The following is a 22,595-nucleotide window of genomic DNA, read 5'->3' as shown; positions in this document are numbered from 1 at the left end:
CCTCGACGACGGCGCCCTCCCATGGCCTGGGCCCGTTGTACCCTCTTCGCTCCACCCTGTCGCGCTACCGGCGTGCGGGGGCCTGCCCAGGCCCGCCCCTGTCACGATCCCCTCCATGCGAACAGGAACTTCTCCGTGTTCACCAAGACCCCCACGCACACCCACCCACGCCCCGCAGCTGCTCGCCGCGGCCCCACGATCATCCTGGCCGTGGTGCTGATCGCCGAGCTGATGAACGCGCTCGACGCCTCCATCGTCTACACCGCACTGCCCCCGATCCAGGCCGACACCGGCGCCTCCAGCGCCGCGATGCAGTGGATCCCGGCCGCCTACGCCCTCACCTTCGCCCTCGGTCTGATCACCGGCGGACGTCTCGGTGACCTCTACGGACGCAAACGCGTCTTCCTCGCTGGCACCGCCATCTTCACCCTGGCCTCACTGCTCTGCGGGATCGCCACCAGCCCGCAACTCCTCGTGGCCGCCCGCGCCATCCAAGGCATCGGAGCGGCGGTGATGGTCCCTCAGGTCCTGGCCACCCTCGCGGTCACCTTCGAAGGGCCCTCCCGGGCACGGGCCTTCGGCCTCTACGGCATGGTCATGTCGCTCGGCGGAATCCTCGGCCCGGCCCTGGGCGCCGTACTCACTGCCGTCGACATAGCCGGCCTGGGCTGGCAGATGATCTTTCTGATCAACCTCCCGATCGGCCTGGCCACCTTGCTGTTCGGAATCCGCTTCCTCCCCGAGTCCCAGGCCCCCCAAGCCCAACGCCTCGACCTCGCCGGCGTGGCCCTCTCCGCCGCAGCGATGCTGCTCATCGCGTATCCGCTCACCGTCGGCGGCGAACAGCACTGGCCGGCCTGGAGCGTGGGCATGCTGGTTGCCGGAGCTGTTGTGCTGGCCGTCTTCCTTTTCCAGCAGCGGGCCAAAACCACCAAGGACGGCTCGGCGCTTGTAGCCCTGTCCCTGTTCAAGAATCGGGCCTTCACCGGCGGCCTCGCCGCGCAGCTGCTGTTCGGCCTCTTTCTGGGCGTATTCCTGCTGACCTGGGTCCTGTTCATGCAGGACGGCCTCGGCCTGACGCCATGGCAGTTCGCCCCGGCCAACATCGCTATCTCCGTCGGCGGCATGGCCGGCGCGATGCTCGCCTCCAAATGGGCCACCCGCCACCAGCGACGAGTGCCGCAGGCCGGCACGGCACTGATCGCTCTCACCCTGATTGCCTATCAGCTGATGATCTCCAGTCAGGGCACCCACATGCCCTTCGCGGCCGCCGCTGCCCCGATGATCCTGATCGGCATCGGCCTGGGCGCGATCGGCGCCGGCCTGTCGGCACTCACCCTCAGTCAGGTCAGCAACGACGATGCAGGGTCCGCGGCCGGGCTGTTCAACACCGCCATGCAACTCGGCACCGCACTGGGACTGGCAATGGCCTCGTTCATCTTCTTCAACCACGCCCCAGCCGGCAGCCACGGTGCCACCGTCACTACCGCCTTCGCGGAAACCGCCTGGTACGTCATCGCGGCTTTGGCCGGTATGTGGGCGCTGATGTTCATGCTTCCTAAACCGCCCAAAGCTATTTGATCGAGAGTAGAATTTCTTTCACCCGTCGAGGGCCCGCCGTTCAGGAATGGCAGGCCCTCGACTTTACTTACTGAGATTCAAGCGGATCATCCTGCATGATCTCAGTATCCATGCGCGTGTACGCGTATGGACGCGTCGGCGATATGACGGCATCCGATTTGCGGCTTCGATGCGTTGCGTCCCCGCCGTCGCCCACGTCACTCAGCCGGCCCACCGGCCGGTGAGGAAGGTGATGGCGACGATGGTGGTGAGGGGGCCCGCGGCGTAGAAGTAGAGGGCTTGTACGCGTGGGCGGCGAAGGCTCCATCCGGCGAGGACGATCCACAGTGGCCACCACAGGAGTGTGGAGCGTGGGATCGAGGTGTACCAGTAGGAGGTGCCTAGGGCGTACAGGGTGAGTCCGAGGTAGAGGGCTTCGGGGAAGTGGCGCCGTCGCACGAGAAGGACGAGCAGGGCGATGCCGGCGAGCATGGCGAGGAGTTCGGCCTGCCACATGAGTGCGTTGCCGGTGGGTTGGGTGTGGCCGAAGGCGGCGGTCCAGGTGTTCGCCCAGGCCTCCCACGGTGTGTGGAAGTCCCGGTACCAGCCGCGTTCCTGGGCGTGTTTCCAGGCCATCCAGTCACCGGTGTGTACGTGGAGGTACCAGAAGTACAGGGCAGGGGGGAGCGCGGGCAGGGCCAGCCAGGGCGCCGCACGCCAGGAACGGTGCTCCCGGCCGGTGAGGAAGAAGTGGAGCAGGAGCGCCGAGGCGAGGAACAGTCCCGTGACGCGTACGGAGCAGGACAGGGTGGTGAGTACGGCGGCCGCCGGCCACTTGTGGTGCTGGGCCGCGTGCCAGGCGGGCAGGGCGAGGGCGAGGAAGAGGGCTTCGGTGTAGCCGGCGGCGAGGAACACGGCACACGGGGAGAGGAGGAAGAACAGTGCCGTTCGGCGTCCGGAGTCCGGGTCGGTGAGGTGGTGGCGGGCGATCCTTGCGAGGGTCAGGGCGGCGACGGCGCCCGAGACGAGCGAGATGAGTGCTCCGGATGCGGCCCAGTGGGGGATGAGTGTGTGGACGGCGCGCAGGGTGAGGGGGAAGCCGGGGAAGAAGGCCTCGCGGTTGTCCCATCCTGGGGTCCAGGGGCCTGTGTGGTTGGGGAAGTAGCCGCCCTGGGCTATGTGGAGGAAGTGCCACCAGTCCCATTGCTGCCAGACGGTCAGGAACGAGCGAGGTATGCGGTCGGTGCGGTTTGGGGGAAAGAGCCAGCCGACGGCTCCCGCGGTGGTCCAGATTCCGACCCGTGTCAGGAGATACAGCCAGAGGACCTCACGGTCTGCGGCGCTGAGCCACTGGTGCAGATGTTCGAGGGGTCTCCGGTCGTGGCTGGAACGCCTGCCTCGCTGTGCGGATGGGGTGGGTTTCCTGGGCGGTGCGTGTGGTGTGGACATGGGCATCGTGGGGTTCCGAACGGGTTGAGGGTGTGAGGAGCCAGGCTCTTGGCCTTGGGCCAGGGACCGTGATGGAAGCTGTCGGGTTGGTTACGGCTGTGGGGACCGGGTGGTGGACGCGCCGGGGCTTGCGCTCCGGGTCGGGGTGCCGGGCGGTGTGGTGGGGAGGGTCGATGAGGTCGTGACCGGGGATGGGAGCGGGGGAGAGGGGGTGGTCGCGGGAAGGACCGGTCGCGAATTGCTGGGGAGGAGTACCGCCAGGGTGGCTGCGGATCCGCCGAAGAGGAGACAGCAGGCGAGGGCGATGCCGGTGATACGGCGCTGCCGGGCCCGCTCTCCGCGGCGGGTGATGACGGCGATGGGCGCCAGTCCGGTCCTGGGCTGGGCTGCGGAGGCCGTCTCTTGGAAGAGTGACCGCAGCGGATCTCGGGGGTCAGGCACCGTGGGCCTCCTCAATGCTGGGATCCTGCAGGTGCCTGGCGAGGGCGGTCCGGCCCCGGGACAGGTGGGTTTTGACCGTGCTTGCAGACAAGGAGGTCTCGCCGGTGATCTGCTCGACGGTCAGGTCACACACGTAGTGCAGGGTCATGATCCGGCGCTGCTTGAGCGGCAGGTGGCGCAGTGCGTCGACGAGTGCGACGTGTTCCGGCCCGGGCCCTTGGACGTGCCCCCCGATGTGGTTCCCGGCGGTGCGCTGCCAGGCGTCGGCAGTGCGCCGTCGCACTCGCCACCGGCTCACCGCGAGCCGCCATGCGACGGTGCGGATCCACGCTTCGGGCTGCCCGTCGCGGTCCAGCTTGTGCCGTTGCCCCCAGCCCTTGACGAAGGCCTCCTGGACGACGTCTTGAGCCTCGTGGTGATCGCCGAGCATGACGTACATCTGCCCTGTGAGCCGGCTGGCGGCCTGTGCGTAGAACTCTTCGAACTCCTCGCCGGTCAAAAACACTCCTGAATCTGTGTGTCCTTCTCACAGCGCATACGCCTGCCGCACCTCATCCGGTCTACACGGAATCCTGTGACAGCGCTCACAGCCAGCTGTGGTGGGTGTTGATACGAGCCTCGAATTTTTGCCCTGACCAAGGTCTTGTGAGGATCTTCGGGCGACACCCGATCGGTGTCGAAACGGAGGATGGTCAAGGGCGCCGCGGTTTCTGCGGGCTTCGATTTCGGCGGACGCGCTCTGGAATGGTGTGCCGGATCTGCCTTGCTGCAGCTGACGGCGTGCTTTCCGCGACGTGGAGGTCGTGTCCGCCAGAACGCGGTCGGACCGTGTGCCGGCCAGCCGGCCTGGCTCCGATCAGGGGAACGAGGACACGTTCCAAAAGCGCTCAAGCTGAGGGCCGTCAGGGCCGCAGGCGACGAGGATTCGGCTGAGCGATCGGTGCCGGTCCGGCGACATCAAGAGGGACGCGAAGGACGCGTCCATCATCGCGGCCGCTGCCCGCGCTGCGGGTGATTGGCGGCGAGGGCTGGATCATCGCCGAGCTGGAAATGCTGTTGGGTTCGCCATCGATCTGGCCGACGAGGTGACCCGGGTAGCCAAGCGGCTCCGCATCCTGTCGACGCAGATCTGTCCGTCGTCTGAACGTGTGCTCGGGCTGACGCTCACCTCACAGTTTCGCGCCGGCCGAAGGGTTCCTCCGCGCCGGCGCGACAGCCGTCTCATCAGGATTCGTTCGCAACCACCTTGTTCATCGCAGGCTGTCAGGAATGGGCCGCGCTTAGCGCCTGCCACTGGTCCCAGGTCAGGTTCCAGTCGGCGTAGCCGTTGCCCGGGCCGCCCAGGGGGCCGGTGGCCTCTTGGCCTTGAATGGTGACGAGGTCACCTAGCTGGGAGTTTTCGAACAGCCACTTGCTGTTGGTGTCGGACATGCCGATGCATCCCGCGCTGGTGTTCTTCTTCCCCAGATCGCCCTTGTCGTCGGCCCAGGGCGCGGCGTGGAGGTAGCCGCCGGTGTCGGTGAAGCGCATCGCCCATTGCACGAGGGTGTCGTACTCTTTCGGACCACCCACCGACGCTGATGTCATGCGGACTTGTTCTTCCTTGGTCTTGAGGACGAATATCCCCGGGCGTGATGCGCGGTCCTTGACTGGTTCACCGCCGGACATGGGGATCGTTTTCACCGCCTGGCCGTCCCGTGTCACGGTGAGGGTGTGCTTGTCCAGATCGGCAACCATCCGCTGGTCGCGGCCGATGGTGAAGGCACGGTCGAGAGTGCGGGTGAAGTGTCCGTTGCCGGGGTCGACGACCGTTAGATCGCCTTGCACTCGTACCTTGGTGTTCGGAGTCCAGTAGTCCTTGGGACGCCAGTCCAGGCGGTCATAGCCGGTGGGGGTCTTGACCCAGCCCCAGGAACCTTCGGTGCCGTTGTCGGTGGTGACAGTGAGGGCGTTCTCCACGGCGGCCTTGTTCTTCACTGGCTTGTGGAACTGCAGAGACACCGGCTGGCCGACACCGACCGTCTTGCCGTTGCCCGGGGTCAGGTCGAAGTCGAGTTCCGGACCGGTGGTGACCTTGGCGGGGGTGCTCGGCTGCGGGCTTGCGTCAGCCGGGGCTCCCTGTGCTTTAGCCTCGTCCGCGGAGCTCGGCTTCGGATGGTCACCCCCGCTATCGCTGCACCCGCTCAGCAGGAGCAATGAGGCGGCCACCACGACGGCCGATGCGCACGAGCGGGCAGGGCGGTCAGCGAGGGAAAGGAGGGTGGGCATGGTGACTCGCTCTGTTCGTCTGGGGCTTTTGGAATGCTCTGGTCATGTGGAGGGCCGAGCCGGCTGGTGTCGAATGAAATGGGCGTTTTTCAGGAGGTGGTGGTGGCGCCGACCGGAACTCAGGGTGGGGTCTGGCATCCGGCACGGAGATTGCGAGGAGGTGGTGGTGATCATGTTCGTGGCCAAGGCTGTGTTCCCCGCCGTTCAGGAGAGGTTGGATCGGGCCGAGGCCGCGGTGCTGGCCGCTCATGCCGCGAAGCCGCTCGTCGGGGCGCTGAGCGCGGGCTAGGCCTGTAACAGGCCGGCGCCGCTGGTTTGGTTGGGCTGCCCTCGCGGGGTGGAGGCCCTGGAGCGGTGCTTCCTGCCGTATCTCCCCCGGCCGCCCCGCTGGGTAGCCGCACGCGGGTGTGGGGGAGGGGTCCGCCTTCGTGGCAGGACGGAGAGCCTTTTGGTGGGGGCTTGGCGGGGGTGTGGTCTGCGGTCAGGGGGGCGGTAGGCGTGTCACGTCAACGGCTGGGGTGGTGTCGTGCAGGAAGTGGGGGAGGGCCAGCCACAGTACGGCGAGAGCCGTGACGGCGGTGAGGAGGGCGAGGGCGCCTGATCGGCTGTGTGCCCAGTGGGCTCTGTAGCGCACGGGATCCTCGAGGAGCTTCTTCGAGAGAACGGCCGCGGCCAGGGTGGCTCCGCCGAACAAGAGGGTTTGCATCCCGCTGTTCAGCGGGGGGCCGGAGTTCTCCAGGAGGAGGATGAGCGGCCAGTGCCAGAGATAGAAGCCGTAGGAGAGTCCTCCTAGTGCAGTTGCGGGGCGCCACCCCAGGATTCTTCCGACTGGGCCGCGAGGGGCGCGGGCGAGCAGGAGGATGAGAGCTGCGGCTGCCGCGGAGTGCAGGAGCAGCCCACCGCGGAAGAGGAGCGGCAGCCGGCCGTCGCAGGCCAGGGCCCAGCAGGCGGCCAGCAGTGTCCCGGGGATCAGGGCAAGGCGCCCTGCCGTTCGGGCGGGGAGCCCGGCCGCCCAGCGCCGGACAGGGGGCGAGGCGGCGAGTGCGCCGAGCAGCAGGGAGAAGGCGCGGGTGTCGGTTCCCTCATAAACGCGGGTCGTGTCCACGGGGGCGACCAGCCAGGCCATCAGGGCTGCCGAGGCGAGTGCACCGAGCAGGGCGGTGATGGCGAGTGCGCGACCTGAGGCTGAACCGCTGCCGCTGCGTCGCCGGCGCAGGAGGAGCAGGAGCAGTGGTGGCCAGAGCAGATAGAACTGCTCTTCGACGGCGATGCTCCACATGTGAGTCAGGACCCGGGTGGGGGTGGCCTGGAAGTAGCCGACCTGCTCGGTGATGAAGTGCCAGTTGGCGAGGTTGGCCAGGACCCAGGGAGCGTCCTGGTGGGCGAAGCGTTTCATTGCCGGGGTGCCGAGGAGCGCTGTCAGCACCATGGTTCCGGCCAGGCAGGCGAAGAGGGCGGGAGCCAGGCGGCGGGCCCGGCGGCCCCAGAAGGCTGCCAGGTCGATCCGGCCCTCGTTGATGGCTGCCTCTCGGACCAGGAGCCCGGTGATAAGGAACCCGGACAGGACGAAGAACAGATCGACGCCGAGGAACCCGCCTGGCAGGACACCGGTGTGGAAGAGGAAAACCCCTAGGACGGCGAGACCACGCAGGCCGTCCAAGGGCGCGATGTGCGAACGGCGGGCGCCGCCGGGATCGTGGGTGGAGGCAGCCCGCCGGTGCCTGCCTGGTGTCACCGGGCTATCGGACCGCGGGTCGCTCGGTGTGATGGGTGTGGGGCGCATGTCAGGCGCAGTTCAGCTTCGAGAACACATCCGACTTGGTCCACTCGCCGGCCGCCCACTTCTTTGCGTCGGCGGGCTTGAAGCCATCCAATTCGCCGAGCTCGCTGATGAACCACTGAGCGAAGGAAGCGGTGCCCTGCTGACAGGAGTGGATCTTGTCGGAAGCGCGCTGGGCCTTCGGCGCCTTGTAGTCGGTGCCCCACAGGGCGACTGAGTCGAGGAAAGAGGCGTCATCGAAATGGGCGGCCACTGCGGCCTTCGCTGCCTTGGGGGCACTGGCGATGGCGGCCTTGGACTTGGCGTAGAAATCGGAGTCCACATCGAAGGGCGGGGAGGAGACGATCAGCGCACGGGCGCCGGCGGCCTTCGCGGTGGTGATCAGCTTCTCGTACGCCGCCTGCTGCTCGGCGGCGGTGCCCCAGTCGTAGGTGGTGATCTGGTAGGCGACGGTGTCCGGGTGTTCGGATGACAGCTTCTTTGCGAGCTCCTGCCAGGTGGCGTCGGTGATCGGCTTAGGTCCCAGGACGCCACCGCCTCCCTCGGAGGCCATGGAGGCGAAGCCGATCCCGGACGCCTTGAGCGAGGCTTCCAGCGGCAGGGCCTCACCGACGGCGACCGAGTCACCCATCCACAGCACCTTCTGGGGCTTCTTCCCCTGCGAACCGGTAGAGAAGACTTGTCCGCCCTGGACGGCGGGGGTCTGGGCGTCGCTGTCCTGAGGGGCGTTGCCACAGGAGGTCAGGGTGAGCGTGGTGGCGAGCGCGGCGGCCGACAGGATCGCGGCTCGGCCCAGACTGCGGCGGAACGCGGTGGCCTCCTCAGAGGCGGGGCTGGATGCGGTGTAGGGCTTGGTGTTGTTCATGTGGAACAGGCAAACAGCCGCCGGTCGGCGATTCCGGGCTCGTCATCGTCCCGTCATGGAGCCACAGCCGAGCCGTCACTGCAGCCCGCGGGCCTACTGCCTTCCGTCGTTGTCCCGTCATGAGCTACGAGTCCAGCCGTCACACACCCAAGGCAGATGATCAGGGACAATGACCAGACTGCTTCGAAATGCCCGGAAGGTCTCATGGTTCACGTTTTGCTCATCGAGGACGATCCCGCGGTCCGCAAAGGACTGGTTCTCGCACTGCGCCGCCGAGGCCACGAGACCACCACCGCTGCCACCGGCGAGCACGGCCTCGACGCCTTCGAGGACCTCAGCCCCGACCTCGTCCTCCTGGACCTGATGCTCCCGGGCATCAGCGGCCTGGAAGTGTGCCGCCGCATCCGCGCCACCTCCAGCGTCCCCCTCGTCATCCTGTCCGCACGAGGCGAAGAACTCGACATGATCGTCGGACTCGAAGCAGGCGCCGACGACTACCTCGTCAAACCCGCCAGCAGCGAACTCCTCGAAGCACGCATGCGCGCCGTCCTTCGGCGCGTGGCACCCGAGGACCCCGAGCAGATCACACCCCGCCGCACCCACGACGGCCCCGAAACACACGGCTCACTCACTATCGACCGGGCCTCCCTCATCGTCTTCAAGAACGGCACCGAGACCACCCTCGCGCCGACCGAACTGAAACTACTGCTGTTCCTCTCCGGCAACCCCGGCCAGGTCTACACCCGCCAGCAGCTCCTCGAACGCGTCTGGGAGTACACCTTCCACGCCGACGTCCGCCTCGTCGACGCCTGCGTCCTGCGCCTGCGCGCCCGCATCGAGGACGACCCCCGCCACCCCCTCCTGATCCAGACCGTACGGGGCTTCGGCTACCGCTTCGGCCCCCTGTGAACCGCCACCCCACGGCATGGACCAGCGGGCTCCGCGCACGCCTGGTCGTGGCCTTCCTCCTCGCCACCGCCTTCGGATCGCTCCTCACCGCCGCCCTCACCTTCCGCGAAGCCCGCACCGCCGCCCTGGAACGCACCCAGAACTCCGCCGTACGCGACCTGCGCACCCAGCTCACCTCGCTGGCCCCAGACCTTCCCCAGCCCCCCACCGTCGCCGACCTGAACACCCTCACCGCCCAGCTCGACCTGGCGGGAGGCTCACGCAACTGGACCACCACCGCCGCACTCGCAGACGCCACCCCCATACCGGCACCGGACCGGCCGGCGGCCCCTGCCCCGCCCCAATCCCTGACCAACACAGTCCGAGACGGTGCGGCCTCCGCCTACCAACGCTTCGAGCACGACGGACACCCCTGGCTGGCCGTCGGCGTACCCCTGAGCGCCACCACACCCACCGGCGACACCCGCCCCACCGGCCTGCACGTCTACGCCGTGTTCCCCCTCGACAACGAGGCCACCGACGTCTCCGCCCTCCTCACCGCCGCCCAAGCCGGCATCATCCCCGCCCTCGCCCTCGCACTCATCCCCGCCCTCCTCGCCGCCCGCCGCGTCCTACGCCCCGTACGCCGCCTGCACCACGGAGCCCAACAACTCGAAGCCGGCCACCTCGAAACCCGCCTCAAAGTCACCGGAAACGACGAACTGGCTCAACTCACCACCACCTTCAACTCCATGGCCGCCAAACTCCAGCACGACGACGCCCAACTACGCCTACTGGAAGACAACGCCCGCCGCTTCGCCTCCGACATCGCCCACGAACTGCGCACCCCACTCGCCGCGATGTCCGCCGTCACCGACGTCCTCGACGAAGACGCCGCATCCGGAGCCCTACCCCCCGACACAGCCGACGCCGTCGCACTGATCGCATCCGAAACCCGCCGCCTGGTACGCACCGTAGAAGACCTCATGGAAGTCGCCCGCTTCGACTCCGGCCACGCCGAACTGCACGCCGAAACCTACGACCTGCGCACCGCCCTGGCCACAGCACTGCGCCTTCGCGGCTGGGAGGAAGACCCACGGATCACTACCGAACTGCCGGACGCGATAAAAGTTCACATCGACACCCGGCGCATCGACGTCGTGCTGGCCAACCTCATCGGTAACGCCCTCCACCACGGCGCGCCACCGGTGACCGTCACCGGCCGGATCTGCCCGCACCACGCCACGGCCGTACTCACCGTCACCGACACCGGCCCCGGAATCGCCGAGAAGGACCTCCCGCACCTCTTCGACCGGTTCTTCAAGGCCGACACCGCGCGGCCTCGCTCCGAAGGCAGCGGCCTGGGCCTGGCCATCGCCGCGGAGAACACCCGACTGCACGGCGGGACTCTCACCGCCGCAAACGCCGCACACCCCAGCGGCAAGAGCGGCGCCGTGTTCACCCTGAACCTGCCTCTGTCCCCACCGCCGGCAAGCACGGTGCCCGGAGCTGAGGAACCCACATGACCCCCACCCCTCGAGCCCGCCGCCTCCTCCACACCAAGGCAGCGGCCGCAGCCTTGGTTGCGGTCGCCGGCTGCGGCATCAGCACCACCGACGCGGTACGCGCCGGCGGCCCGGCCACGGGCGTCCAGCAGCAGCCGGGCCACACCCAAACCGTCCAGCTGTACTTCGCCAGCGCGTACGGAATCCGCCAGGCCTCACGGCCCGCCACCGGCCCCACCACTCCGCAACAGGCGCTGAACCTGCTGCTGGAGGGCCCGACCGACAGTGAGCGCGCCCGGGGTCTGGCCAACCACATTCCCCAGATGCCACACCGCCCCAGCGCCTTCGCCGGACCAGGCACGGTCGACCTGTTCCTGCCCCTTTCAGTGGCCGCGGGCGAACTCGACAACATCGTGCTGAGTCAGATGGTCTGCACGCTGGTTCACGCCAAGAACCTCGACGACACCCCGCCCGACCGCATCGTGGTACGGGTCCACGAGACCAGTGCAGGCCGGCCCGCAGAGGACGATGCGGGTTTCCCGGTCCGCTGCGGAGCCCGCTCCCTGTCCGAGCCCGGCGGCACCCCACCGGGCGGCCTACCCGGGACAGAGGTGAATTGACGTCGTCGAAACGAACGATGGGTCCCGAGTGGCTCCCTCGTCTCTCCCGCGCTGGCTCTGCAAACGCGGTCACCTACGGGCCTGCCCTGATGACCTTGGGCCACCGCATGTGCAGGGGTGGCAGGAACGAGCACATGCAGAGATGCATAACCCCGGTCTGTCCCCCCACACTGGGTAGTTGATGAACTCGGCAGTTGGGCGCCTGGCCGGCCCCAGCGGTCATGAGACGGGACGAAAGTGCCACTGTGCGTGTCGATGGTGCCGAGCAGGTCCCTGCCGCCGTGGCCCTCGCTGCCGCTGCCGCTGCCGCTGCCCTCTGTCGGAAGTCCCATCTGCACGCAGCCTGAGCCGATCGGGGCTCATATCGCCGCCAGGGGGATACATTGCCCTGCACTATCCGGTGAGGGCTCCCCATTCCTTTCGGCCAGGACTCCTCGGTGGCTACCGGCTGGGCTCCGAGTTGCTGGGCCTCGACGACGGTGCCGTAGTCGTTCAGCTGCGGCGTGGGCTGGACTAGGATTCAACGGCAAGCCACGCCGCCGTTGCGGCCTCCCATCCAGCGACTTCGCACAACCGCTAAACCGGAGGAAAACGACATCTCTGAATGGCGCCAGCGATCAGCGCCTGGTTCAGGGTTTCAGCGGTCGCGGTGGGTGATCATACGGGCGAGGACGTTCAGGTCCTCGGCCGCGCCTGGGCTAGGACAGGCGGCGACCAGGTGGCGGCGTGCCGCGCGGATGTGGCTGGCGGCGGTCTTCTCGGCCCACGCGCGGCCGTTGGCCTGGTCGACGAGGCCAGCGACCAAGGTCAACTCCTCCTCGGAGAAAGGTTCCGCCCGCGCGTACAGCTCGCCCAGGCGCGCGGCAGCCGGGCCGCCGGCGTTCAGAGCGGCGGCCACGGGAAGGGACTTCTTGCGAGCGCGTAGGTCCGAATAGCCAGGCTTGCCGGTCTGTAGCGGGTCGCCCCAGATCCCGAGGATGTCGTCGACGAGCTGGAACGCTGCGCCCAAGTGGACACCGAACCGCTTCAGAAGCGAAATGGTGGCGGGTGAGGCGCCGCCAGCCAGAGCCCCGAGCGCGCAGGCCTCGGCAATCAGCTCCCCCGTCTTGGCTTGGGCCATGGCCTCGACGACGGACAGGGGTGCAGAGGTCTGCTCTTCGAGAAGGACGTCGGTGTACTCGCCCCCGATGAGCTTCTGGGTGGCTGCGGTCAGCGAGTTGATGCCGCCGACGGCGAGAGGGCCGCCGGCGTCGGTGAGAACGTCGATTGCGAGGAAGAACAGTGCATCCCCGGCCAGGATCGCGGCAGGCAGTCCCAGCTGCGCCCACAGGGTCGGGCGGCCGCGCCGTGTGGCGTCGTGGTCGATGATGTCGTCGTGGAGCAAGGAGGCATTGTGGATCAGTTCCACGGCGACGGCCGCGGGCAGGCCCTGCATCTTGTCTCCGCCCACGGCGCGGCAGCAGGCGAGTACCAGAGCGGGGCGGACCATCTTCCCTTGCGACGCCCGCAGAGGTCCGCCGGTGAGGTCCCACCACCCGAAGTGGACACCGACCGCGTGCCGGACGTCGGGTGCGAGACCGTCGACCGCCTCCCTGAGCGCCGGCACGGTCAGTGCAGATGCCCCGGCCAGGATGCGAAGGGCGGTGTCCTCAGGAGTGCCGCGTGGGGATGGGACCCCCGATGGCACCAGTGTTGCCCGGGTAGATGAGACGTCGGGCGGGTTGTGAAGTGGACCAGGCAGACTGGGCGTGGGGATGTGTGGCATCGCTGGACTCCTGTCGGTGTTAGAAGAGCGGCGCGGGCATCTGCGAATTTGCCTTCCGCTGCATTCCTCTGGCGGTCGGCGGGGGACTGCAGTTGCCCGCGGCGAGAAGTTCGCCGATCACTAGCGGCGGCCGGACCGATGATCGCTGTGAGTGCGTTCTCGGTAAATTGGGGCCACCGCAAGTTGTCGGGCACCAACGGCTGTCCGCTTTGCGACGTCCTGCACCAGGCCGGTGCCGGTACGGCTACCCAGGGAAACTCCTGAGCAGCGCCGACGGGACGGCGCACCGGAAGCACGCAGCGCTCGTTCACTGCCCGGCACAGCCGAGCACACACCCCTTTCCCAACGTGCTCCGGTGCTCTACGCCCCCTGCGCCCGCCAACGCAAACACCTGCGGTCAGCTGACGATGCCGGCCCAGCCCTGCTGAACTGGATGCGGCGGCAAGGGGGGCGTATTCCTTGGACCGGAGGGTGGAGCACAAAGATCGGTCGCCCCTTTGAGGCACTGCCCACGCCCCGCGAGACTTCCGGCGCGCCGGGCCCGGGTTGCTCTCCGGCATGGCGGGTCACGGGATCGGCCGGGATTGAAAGAGGTGTGCGCCGGTCGTGCGCCGGCACGGTCCCCATCCGCATCCGCCCCGCACAGGCCTGGGCACCCCCACCGTTGCTTGGCAGGCCGGCGCAGAGCCCCGGCCTGCACCCGGCTACTGACCGCTTTCTGCAGATTCCTGACACCGCGCCCGCTAGCCCACTGGACGCTTCCTGCCAGCAGTCAGGCAAAGCCACGCGCCGAGCGCCGACCGACCACCGCGGCCGTGGGCTCTGGCATTGTCGGCATGCGTACCGTTCTTGCTCACCCGCCTGCGGAAGGCTGGGGGAGTGGGGACAGCCGGCCATCCGACGGCCCGAGATCGGACACGACGGCGTCGCCAGGCAATATCTGAGCGCTCAGCAATGTCGCGATGTCTCGCCCCGACAACGTGCCTCGCGGAGTCGAGGGGCGGCTGATGCGCCCAACGAAGTGCGCTCCCCCTCAGATCATTTGGGATTGCTCGTGAGGCATTCCTGCTGTTGCCCATCCGGCGTTGCAGCATTGGCTCAGAGGATTGACCATTCCGCAGTGAGCGGGCTGGTTGAGCTGTTTGCTTCCGCACGCCCCGCACTGCGCTCTGCACACAATCAGACCACCGTGACACGCTCGGCACACACCAGAGGAATCCGCGAACCGCGGAAGTCAACCGCAGCGACGCGAAGACTGCGTGACGGCTGGGAGCGCCCAATGGGTCTGGCAGCAAACTCGTCGCCTGAGCAACCCGCCTGTCGCAAGGACCTCGGCATCTAATGCTCATTCCGGCGAACGAAACCGTCGAACACTACAAGGAGCCATGCAATGACCGACGACTCCACCACGCGCGCACAACCCGAGACAACGGCACAGACCACGAGCTCCGGCGCCCCTCCGGCTCTCAACCTCACCTTGTACTGCCCCTTTCCCCCAGGTAAGTATCAGGGGCGGCCCTGGCGCGCTATCGAGGAGGAGTCGGTCGCCTGGTACGCCTCGTTCGAACCACCCACGGCCCCCGAGCTCTACGGAGGGACGGCCTCTGCCCTCCTGGTGACCGACGCCTACCCCGCCCCTGCAAACGACAACGTCCTGCGGCTGATCACCGATCACGCGGTCTGGGGCTTCTTCTACGACGACCACGTCACCTCAGGAACCGCGGACCCGCAGCACACCCGGGTCTGCTTGGCCGCCGCGCAGCGTGTGCTCGACACCCCTGAGTGCCCCGTGCCAGACCCGTGCGTCTTCGTCAGGTGCTTTCGAGACTTCGTACGCCGCCTCTCCCGGGCCGTCACGCCGGACCAGTGGGCGCCGATCGCGGAGGGCAATCGCAGGTGGCTGACTGCAATCATTCCTGGCCGCGCCATCACCACGGTGAACGACTACCTGCCCTGGCGCGTAGACGACGATTCCAGCCCCGTCTACACCGGCGCGGTCCCGGCCGTCGGAGGATTCGAACTGTCCGCAGCCCAGTGGGCCGACCCGCGGCTGGTGGCCATCCGCGAACTCATGGGCGCCATTGGCGGCATCGACAACGATCTGGCGTTCCCACCTGCCGAGGAGGCCAGTGCGCACATTCTCGACGTACTCGCTACCGAACACGGCATCACCCGCACAGAAGCGATCTCCCCCGCGGTAACCCTTCGCGACAGGCTCTCTTGCCAAATGGGCCGCCTCGCCGACGACCTGGCCGCATCCGGGGACATCAACCTGGCACGTTCGGCCCAGGCCAACCTCCAGATCGTGCGAGCCAACCTCGACTGGTACGCCACTACCGCCCGTTACCGCCAGCGCATTGCCGGTGCCTCTACGCCTCCCGTCACCTTCACACTTACCGACACTCACCCCGAACACGACTGCGTGACACCACCGCGCTATCCCTCCGTAGCCTGGTGGTGGAAGGTCTGACTACCACTGGCGCCCAAGAGGACGAGCATGAACCCCGGGTGACGAATGAGCTCGTGCATGGTTGGCGTGATGAGGGTTGGGCTGGGTCGTGGGGCTGTTCGTGGTGGGATCGCAGCACGCAGTCTGATCATGTCTGGATGTCGGACCACGGGACTCTCAACCTCCGTGATCGCTGACCTAGTAGCGGAAATGGGGCCGGCCCGGCAGAGCCGCAGATAGGCCGAGCTGCTCCTCCGGGGCCCGGGCCTGAGAGCTCTCTCGACAAGACGAAGCTGGCTCACGCCCAGCAGCCTGAACAGGAGTGTTCGAAATCAGGCGCGGTTCGTTCTTCGTGAGCCACAACGACGTCCTGTTGCTGCGGGACGCTCCAGCTCCGGCTCTGAGCCGGTTGGCTGTTCGTAGTCCGAGCCGGTGCCGCGGGTCACCTCTCAGCTCTGCTTCAGCCTTCAGCTCTGACCCAGACCGAGGGCCGCGTGACTCGCTGGGGTTGCCGACCGGTCGCGGAGCCCGCAAGCGGGCCATGACCAGCGGAAACACGGTTGCGTCCCCGGCCTGTCCAGCTCTGATCACGAAGGCCAGGGGCCAGCAGCGACTATCGGCCGCAACGTGAATCTTTATAGTCAGTCCGATGCAGGAGCGCCCGAGAACATGATCGTTCAGCTCGCTGGCCGGGGCCCTCTTGACAGGCCCCGGCGGCGTGCTGATGAGCACGCACGATCGTGGAATCGACCGCGACGACCCATTCAAAGTCGCCTTCGGCGTCGGCCTGAGCGAGCAGGGCGGTGAAGACCTTCTACCAGGTCCGTCGGCGGCCCACTTCCGCAGCCGATTGTGGTCACCCTTCCAGGACCAAACCGCTCGGGCAGCTCTATCCACGGCGTGCCCTACGCTACTTGAACGCGATCGCGTCGATCACCTGCCGGTGTTCACGCCACCGACCGCCCCTCTTCGGCATCCGCTGCGCCAGGAACGGCCCGAAGCACGCCCCCTGCGAGTCAGTCAACGACACACTCGACCAACGATCCGATGATCCGAAGAAAACTGCTCAACTGCCATGGCGCTGCAGACGCTCTTTAAGTCGCTGCACATGCCTGGCGTACGGCCCGGCCCGCGGCCTCTGAGCCCGAACGATCGAAAGTACATGGGTATCCGCCGCGCGCTCGTACAACTCGACTTCGAAAGGGTCTGCGTCCACCTCGACAAGCCGTGCCAACGCGTCCCGATCCTCAGCCGTCGGACGCACGCGAACCTCGTTCGCCCACAACTGACCGCTCGCTGCGGCTTCGTCCACCTCGCCAATACATGTACGGACAGGCCGCATGCGGACTCCTCCGAACCAAGATCCGAAGGAGAAGGCCTAGACGCTGAGCTCGCCTCGGTGGGCGTGGAGACCGGGCATGACATGGAGACTGTCGGCGGGGCAGGCCGTAGGTACGCTTGAAGACGCACTGGGGTCAGGGCAGCGAGAACTTGACGATCTGGTCGCGGAAGACCTTTGGCTTGCCTCCCTCCGTTTCCGCTAACTCCGGTTCGACACCCGACAGCGGCCGGTGGATGCTCCCTGTAGTGGCCGTTTATCTGACACTTTGCGACCTTGAGTAGGCCAGATGCCTTCCCGGACCTGGACGCACGTCGGCCGGCGAAGCCGGCTGGTGTGGAGACGCGCTGGCCTATAGGCGCGCGCCTTGACACGGTTTCCCTTCGGGCTTTGAGCCGGTGGTGCGCCGGGAGTACGCGTGGCCGTAGGCGAGCCTGCATTCACTCCGGGAGCCTACGGAATCACCCGCTGGAGCGGTCTTCCGCATGAGGAGGACGAAGCGGACGAGACGCATGGCGAGGGAACCACCCAGGCATCCACGCTGACCAGGGTGATTCCGCCAAGAACGCCAGGCGGGAGCGCACGATGTATGAAGCCGAAACACTCGAGGAGCGGGTCATGGGGTTCGTCCGGTGGTGGGACCGGCAGCATGGCCGGGGCGAGATCATCCCTCTGAACTCGCAGGTCCCGGTCCCCGTGGTACGGGCCGACCTGCTGAGCAGGTCCGGGAGCCTTTCGGCGGGCCAGCGGGTCACCTTCACCCTCGAACTGGGTCCCACACGCTTCGAAGCCAGAGAGGTACGCCCCTGAACTGCCACGTCCCGCCTCGCACAGCCCCACCCGACACGGCCACGCTGCGGACTGCGCGGCACCATCTGGCTGCTGCTGTCCTCGCGGAGGACCCTGACCGGTGACACCGTCCCCCACATCCACATCGCCGACGTATTGGAAGGCGCTCTGTGCACAGGCAGCTGGCCAGACGGCGGACCGGCGCTGATCGTGCCCGTCGTCCTGGCCGGCGGCACCAGCAGGACCCTGGCCATGACGGAGTAGGTGGCCGCCGCCTATGGGGCTCCCTCGACGGCCGCGACCCCACCCTGCTCGACCCACCGCCCACACGCGAACCCTGAGGAGCAAGACCGGTACAGACCCACAGAGCCAGTGCTGGCGAGCGCTGCGCCATAGTCAGTGGCCATGGTCTGGTTTTGTGGGATCGCGTTCTATTCGAGGTGAGACTCCACCCATGCCCTGGAGGTCTCCGACCATCTCCCGGAAAGCCATCACGATCTACGGCGGCACACGTGTTCTCCCGCGCGAACGGCGTGGTGCACACGACCGAGGCGGGCATCCAAGGGGACGCCCCCGACACCGCGCTGTCGTTCGGCGACGTGGGGGCGATGCCGAGCCGGGCGCGCAATACCCACTCCATGAGCGCCGGTGCGTGGGCCATGCACCGCATGGCCCACGCACCGGATGGGGCATCAGCGACGTCGGGGCCACCCGGCGGGCCGCAGCGCAGCACCCCATACCGCAGGGGGGACCACCGTCCCCAGGGAGGATCCGCACTACGGGGATCGTGCGTCTGTTCGGGGGACATGGATGAGGGTAGCGGGGGCAGAGGCGACGGCAGGGGAAGGTCTCCCCGGGTACGGCCGGGCACAGCCCGGCTGGCGAAGAGGAAGGAAGCCTTGTGTCGAAGGTCGAAGAGTCCATCGAGGTCGACGTTCCCGTGCGTACCGCCTACAACCAGTGGACGCAGTTCGAATCGTTCCCCCACTTCATGGACGGGGTCGAGCGGATCGAGCAGCGCACGGACACCCTCACGCACTGGGTGACGAAGTTCGGCGGGGTGGACCGCGAGTTCGACGCGGAGATCACCGAGCAGATCCCCGACGAGCGCGTCGCCTGGACCACCGTCGGGGGCGAGGTGAAGCAGGCCGGTGTGGTCACCTTCCACCACCTCGCCGACAACAAGTCCAAGGTGATGCTGCAGCTCGACTACGACCCGGAAGGCTTCGCCGAGAACGTCGGTGACAAGCTCGGGTTCGTCAAGCGGCAGATCACCGGCGACCTGAAGCGGTTCAAGGAGTACATCGAGGACCGCGGCCGTGAGACCGGCGCCTGGCGCGGCAACGTCTGACCCCTGAACCCTGCTGAATCGTCAGCGCACCCGCGGCTGCCTCCAGCGCTGCGGGTGCGTTCGTTTCCCGACTACATGAAGACGCGTCCCAGGGTTCCTGCGAGGCCGTCCAGCGCCCCGGCCTGCGTCACCAGCGGGCCAGCTAGCACCTCCAGATCGCCCTCGAGGCCGCCGCCTAGGCCACCGGCGCCGCAGTGAACGTACTGGAGGCGATGAACGTGATCCTGCCGTCCCGACTGGTCGTGCCGGGCATCGTCGTCGCGGACGCGGACGCTGCTGCGAGGACAGGATCAGCATCGACGCCGACGCCATCCAGCCGACCGTCGACTCGTCTCACCCGGCAACCAGACCATGGACCGCAAGTTCAAGCCCGTGCTCTACGCCAAGGCCGGCATCCGGCACCACTGGCGCCTGGAGCTCGACCCCTCCCCACGCCTGATCATCAGCGAGCTCGCCGACGGCCGATCACCACGAAGACGACCGCTCTGCCCAGTGCGGTAGCTCGCGTTGAGGCTCCATTCGTCTTCGAAGTCAACCCAGCCGGACTGACCGAGCCCAAGAGGCGTGACCTGAGGCCCCGACGGGGCAGTTCTCGCTACGCAGGCACTGCACGGTAAGCGCACCTCCGGCCACACCACGGCCGTTAAGCCGAACACACTCACAAACAACCCTTGGTAAAGTCACGTCGATCGGCTTCTGCCCGTGTCCAAAGACGGTGGCCTCCCCACAGCTCCGACCGACACCGTTGTTGTCAACTCCAGCCACCACGAATCGTGACCGGCCACCCCCATGGGAGGTTGCTCTCCGGGAGCCCGCCTCTGCCGGCTCCGGGACAGGGGAGAAGATGGACCTGCACAGTCGCCTGCTGCTCGATGACAACATCTTGATCATCACCGTCCACGACTCCGTCGACACCGAAGAGCGTGCCGCACTGACCGAGGCCATCGACCTGCTCATTGAGGAACACCACCCCGCGGCCCTGGTCATTACGCTCGAACCTGCCGCCGGCACACCCGCTGGCGTCTCCGTCGTCCTGCGCACGCACCGCCACTGCACCGAAATCGGCATCCGCATGACCGCGGTCGCCCCGCACCCCGCGACCCGCTACCTGATCAAGTCCAACCAGCCCACTCTGCCCGTCCACTCACATACCGAGCACGCACTGCTCACCGCCCGAACGCTTCTACGCCGGTAGTCCCCGCCGAGAGCCAATGCCTGCCCCTCACATGGACCGGCCGCGCGGTGCCGCGGGCGCGTCCTGTCGTGTGCCGATGGCGGCGTCTAGCTCGCGGGGATGCGGACCGCGAAGAGCACGGTGTCGTCCTCGGCCTCACGCGGACCGACCGCGTCGAGAAGGGACCGCAGCAATGCGTGCAGCCGGATCCCCGGTGGTGATGTTGAGAGGAGGTGGGCGAGCCGGCCGATGTTCACCTCGATGTCCTCGCCGCGTTCCTCGACCAGTCCGTCGGTGTACATGAGCAGGGTGCTGCCCGGGGCCATTGAGCGGCCGGCGCAGGTGCGGGGTCGGGGCGGCAGGGCGTGGTGCAGGAGGATGTCGTGCTGGGTCAGGCTTTCCACGACGCCGTCGGCGGTGACCAGCATCGGGGCGGGGTGGCCGGCGTTGCTCCACTTCAGATGCCAGTAGCCGTCGGCCGCCGGACGGATATGGGCGTGGACGGCGGTCCCGCTGGCTTGGAGATCCAGTCGGCGGCAGGCATGTTCGAGTGCGGTGAGAGCTTGGTCGGGGCCCTTGCCGGGGTGGTCGTGGTCGGCCTGGCGGAGCATGCTGCGGACCTGGCCCATGAGGGCGGCGGCCTGCATGTCGTTCCCGGTGATGTCGCCGACAGTCAGGGCCAGTCCTCCCGTGACGTCGCCGTTCGCTACGCCTGGCAGCGGGTAGGCGTCGTACCAGTCACCACCGACCATTTCGTCGTGCATGGCTGGCCGGTACAGGGCGGCCAGCTCCAGGCTGGGGGTGTCGGGGAGCTTGGTGAGCATGGCCCGCTGGAGCTGGTGGGCGGCGGTGACCCGTTCGTCGAGGTGCAGGGCGCGCTCGACGGCCTGGGCGGTGTAGCCGGCGAGCGTGGTCAGCACCGCACGCTCCTCCACACCGAACTGGTAGGGGGCGTCCCAACCCAGGACCAGGACACCCAGGATGCTGCGCGTCCCGCGCAGGGGCAGGCAGGCGGCGGTCGCAAGGTCCTGGGTGGCGAAGGCCGGACTGGCCAACGGGCCGCTCGCAGTGCCGTTCTGTGACGGTGCATCGACCACGACCATCCGGTTCTCCCGCACCGCCTGCGCGGCAGGCCACGGCGAACCAAGATCGAACGACTCGGGAATATCAGGCCATTCACCGTCGATGGGACTGCGGACATGCTCGAGCCTGCCCTGCCGCAGCAGGACCAGGTCGATACAGGCGGGCTTGAGGTCCCCGCTGACCAGGTCCCCGACACGCTGGCGCACGTCGTGCAGGCCGCTGGTGTCGGCGAGATCCTCCGCCGCCCGCAGAAGTAGCTCGGACCGGTTCAACCGTTTCTGCGCGCGATGCGCTTCCCCCTCAGCCGCGTACGCGGCCTCCTCGGCGGCTTCGCGGGCCAGACGTCCGTTCTCGGAACGCTTCCGCATCCGCATCTGCGCACTGCAGGCCGCAGCGAGGTCCGACAGATCCTGTTGGTCGTCCTCGCTCCAGACCCGGGGCGAGGGGTCAACGACGGCAAGGACCCCCAGGAGCTCGCCTGAACTCCCTATGAGGGGTACACCGGCGAACGCGAAAGCCGCCGCACCGTCCTCGGCGCGCGCGAGGAACTGGGGGCGTCCGCTCTCCGCGACCACCCGGCAGCGCCCCAGCACCTCTGTGCCGGGATCCGTTTCGGGCGGCCAGCACTCGGGGAGCGCCCCCGCGGCCGTGCCTGCGGGCTCCAGCCAGACCAGCCCGAGTGGGGCATCCAGGACCCGGGTGGCGAGCCGGGCGAACCGGTTCAAGCGTTGCCCTCCAACGAGCGTGGGGTAGAGCAGGGCGAAAGCTTGTCGCGACCTGGCCCGGGAGACCTTTGCCTCGGGCACCTCATTTTAGGCGGGAGAGCGCCGTGAAGCGCGTACGCCAGCCGGGCGAGCGAAAGTCCCCGGAGGCCCTCGACTACCTGCGATCCGGCGAGACCTCTATAGTCCCGTCGCTCGAGCGGCTCGGGCGCTCCAACCAAGACCTCATCTCCACCGTGTCCAGCCTACGCAAGTACGGGTATCGGCTTCACGGCGTGGTCGTGGCTGAGCCCGGCCGGATGAGCTACTTGGTGCCGGCCGGGCTCTGCGTGCGTTGGTCTGCGGGCCTAGAAGTCGTCGTCGCGTTCGCGGTCGTCACGGACCAGGTCTTCCTGGTGGCGCCGCTCCATCTCCTCGGGGCGCTGGCCACCGCGGGAGGGGGTGCGAGGCTCGGGGTGGACCGGGTCTTGCCCGTGGCGCTGCGGGTGCTTCTGCTCTTCGCGGCCCTTGCCTGGCTGCTGGTGCCTGTCCTTCATAACGCCCATGA

Annotated in this window: 18 protein-coding genes; 10 read left to right on the top strand and 8 right to left on the bottom strand. The window is 67.7% G+C overall.

Going from position 1 to position 22,595, the window contains the following annotated elements:
* The first annotated feature begins 135 nt into the window (after positions 1–135).
* Positions 136–1,581 (top strand): MFS transporter, encoded by a 1,446-nt coding sequence (locus ACFYYB_RS27280; RefSeq protein ID WP_389438247.1) that lies wholly within the window; start codon positions 136–138, stop codon positions 1,579–1,581.
* A 201-nt stretch (positions 1,582–1,782) separates the two neighbouring features.
* On the opposite strand, the gene ACFYYB_RS27275 is transcribed toward ACFYYB_RS27280, so the two are convergent.
* From ACFYYB_RS27275 to ACFYYB_RS27265, 3 genes are all read right to left on the bottom strand, one after another.
* Positions 1,783–3,015 carry a mannosyltransferase family protein gene (locus ACFYYB_RS27275; RefSeq protein ID WP_389438246.1) on the bottom strand — a complete coding sequence of 411 codons (1,233 nt, stop codon included), beginning with the start codon at positions 3,013–3,015 and terminating at the stop codon, positions 1,783–1,785.
* A 427-nt stretch (positions 3,016–3,442) separates the two neighbouring features.
* The gene (locus ACFYYB_RS27270) at positions 3,443–3,949 is read right to left on the bottom strand and encodes a SigE family RNA polymerase sigma factor (protein ID WP_389438244.1); all 507 of its coding nucleotides are present in this window, start codon (positions 3,947–3,949) and stop codon (positions 3,443–3,445) included.
* A gap of 764 nt (positions 3,950–4,713) precedes the next feature.
* Positions 4,714–5,718: an Ig-like domain-containing protein gene (locus tag ACFYYB_RS27265; protein ID WP_389438242.1), complete on the bottom strand. Its 1,005-nt coding sequence runs from the start codon at positions 5,716–5,718 to the stop codon at positions 4,714–4,716.
* A gap of 166 nt (positions 5,719–5,884) precedes the next feature.
* On the opposite strand from ACFYYB_RS27265, the gene ACFYYB_RS27260 reads away from it, so the two are divergent.
* Positions 5,885–6,007, top strand: a complete 123-nt coding sequence (locus ACFYYB_RS27260) for a hypothetical protein (RefSeq protein ID WP_389438241.1) — start codon at positions 5,885–5,887, stop codon at positions 6,005–6,007.
* A gap of 192 nt (positions 6,008–6,199) precedes the next feature.
* Here the strand turns inward: ACFYYB_RS27260 and ACFYYB_RS27255 are convergent, their stop codons facing one another.
* Positions 6,200–7,453, bottom strand: a complete 1,254-nt coding sequence (locus tag ACFYYB_RS27255; protein ID WP_389438240.1) for an acyltransferase family protein — start codon at positions 7,451–7,453, stop codon at positions 6,200–6,202.
* Between the two features lie 49 nt (positions 7,454–7,502).
* Positions 7,503–8,363: an SGNH/GDSL hydrolase family protein gene (locus ACFYYB_RS27250; protein WP_389438238.1), complete on the bottom strand. Its 861-nt coding sequence runs from the start codon at positions 8,361–8,363 to the stop codon at positions 7,503–7,505.
* Between the two features lie 204 nt (positions 8,364–8,567).
* On the opposite strand from ACFYYB_RS27250, the gene ACFYYB_RS27245 reads away from it, so the two are divergent.
* From ACFYYB_RS27245 to ACFYYB_RS27235, 3 genes are read left to right on the top strand one after another with little or no spacing between them, the layout of a single operon-like run.
* Complete coding sequence (locus tag ACFYYB_RS27245; RefSeq protein WP_389438237.1) at positions 8,568–9,272, top strand: response regulator; 705 nt, start codon at positions 8,568–8,570, stop codon at positions 9,270–9,272.
* Positions 9,269–10,777 carry a sensor histidine kinase gene (locus ACFYYB_RS27240; protein WP_389438236.1) on the top strand — a complete coding sequence of 503 codons (1,509 nt, stop codon included), beginning with the start codon at positions 9,269–9,271 and terminating at the stop codon, positions 10,775–10,777. Before ACFYYB_RS27245 ends, ACFYYB_RS27240 begins: the two co-directional genes overlap by 4 nt.
* The gene (locus ACFYYB_RS27235; protein ID WP_389438234.1) at positions 10,774–11,376 is read left to right on the top strand and encodes a hypothetical protein; all 603 of its coding nucleotides are present in this window, start codon (positions 10,774–10,776) and stop codon (positions 11,374–11,376) included. Before ACFYYB_RS27240 ends, ACFYYB_RS27235 begins: the two co-directional genes overlap by 4 nt.
* A 637-nt stretch (positions 11,377–12,013) precedes the next feature.
* Here the strand turns inward: ACFYYB_RS27235 and ACFYYB_RS27230 are convergent.
* A complete protein-coding gene (locus tag ACFYYB_RS27230; RefSeq protein ID WP_389438462.1) occupies positions 12,014–12,865 on the bottom strand; it encodes a polyprenyl synthetase family protein in 852 nt (283 codons plus the stop codon).
* Positions 12,866–14,531: 1,666 nt separating this feature from the next.
* On the opposite strand from ACFYYB_RS27230, the gene ACFYYB_RS27225 reads away from it, so the two are divergent.
* The 5 genes from ACFYYB_RS27225 to ACFYYB_RS27205 all read left to right on the top strand — a co-directional run bounded on the left by ACFYYB_RS27225 (position 14,532) and on the right by ACFYYB_RS27205 (position 20,264).
* Positions 14,532–15,611: a hypothetical protein gene (locus tag ACFYYB_RS27225; protein ID WP_389438233.1), complete on the top strand. Its 1,080-nt coding sequence runs from the start codon at positions 14,532–14,534 to the stop codon at positions 15,609–15,611.
* A 1,936-nt stretch (positions 15,612–17,547) separates the two neighbouring features.
* Positions 17,548–17,739 (top strand): cold-shock protein, encoded by a 192-nt coding sequence (locus ACFYYB_RS27220; protein WP_389438231.1) that lies wholly within the window; start codon positions 17,548–17,550, stop codon positions 17,737–17,739.
* Between the two features lie 880 nt (positions 17,740–18,619).
* Positions 18,620–19,069 carry an SRPBCC family protein gene (locus tag ACFYYB_RS27215; RefSeq protein ID WP_389438229.1) on the top strand — a complete coding sequence of 150 codons (450 nt, stop codon included), beginning with the start codon at positions 18,620–18,622 and terminating at the stop codon, positions 19,067–19,069.
* Between the two features lie 351 nt (positions 19,070–19,420).
* Positions 19,421–19,570 carry a hypothetical protein gene (locus tag ACFYYB_RS27210; RefSeq protein ID WP_389438227.1) on the top strand — a complete coding sequence of 50 codons (150 nt, stop codon included), beginning with the start codon at positions 19,421–19,423 and terminating at the stop codon, positions 19,568–19,570.
* 343 nt (positions 19,571–19,913) lie between these two features.
* On the top strand, positions 19,914–20,264 hold the full coding sequence (locus tag ACFYYB_RS27205; RefSeq protein ID WP_389438226.1) for a hypothetical protein: 351 nt from the start codon (positions 19,914–19,916) through the stop codon (positions 20,262–20,264).
* A gap of 86 nt (positions 20,265–20,350) precedes the next feature.
* Here the strand turns inward: ACFYYB_RS27205 and ACFYYB_RS27200 are convergent, their stop codons facing one another.
* Positions 20,351–22,132 (bottom strand): SpoIIE family protein phosphatase, encoded by a 1,782-nt coding sequence (locus ACFYYB_RS27200; protein ID WP_389438224.1) that lies wholly within the window; start codon positions 22,130–22,132, stop codon positions 20,351–20,353.
* A gap of 263 nt (positions 22,133–22,395) precedes the next feature.
* Positions 22,396–22,593, bottom strand: a complete 198-nt coding sequence (locus tag ACFYYB_RS27195) for a hypothetical protein (protein ID WP_389438222.1) — start codon at positions 22,591–22,593, stop codon at positions 22,396–22,398.
* Positions 22,594–22,595: the final 2 nt, after the last annotated feature.

The sequence above is a fragment of the Streptomyces sp. NPDC002886 genome (assembly GCF_042888445.1).
Taxonomy (GTDB): Bacteria; Actinomycetota; Actinomycetes; order Streptomycetales; family Streptomycetaceae; genus Streptomyces.
Note: the sequence above shows the minus strand (reverse complement) of the source record. Positions and strands in the feature narration are given on the sequence as shown.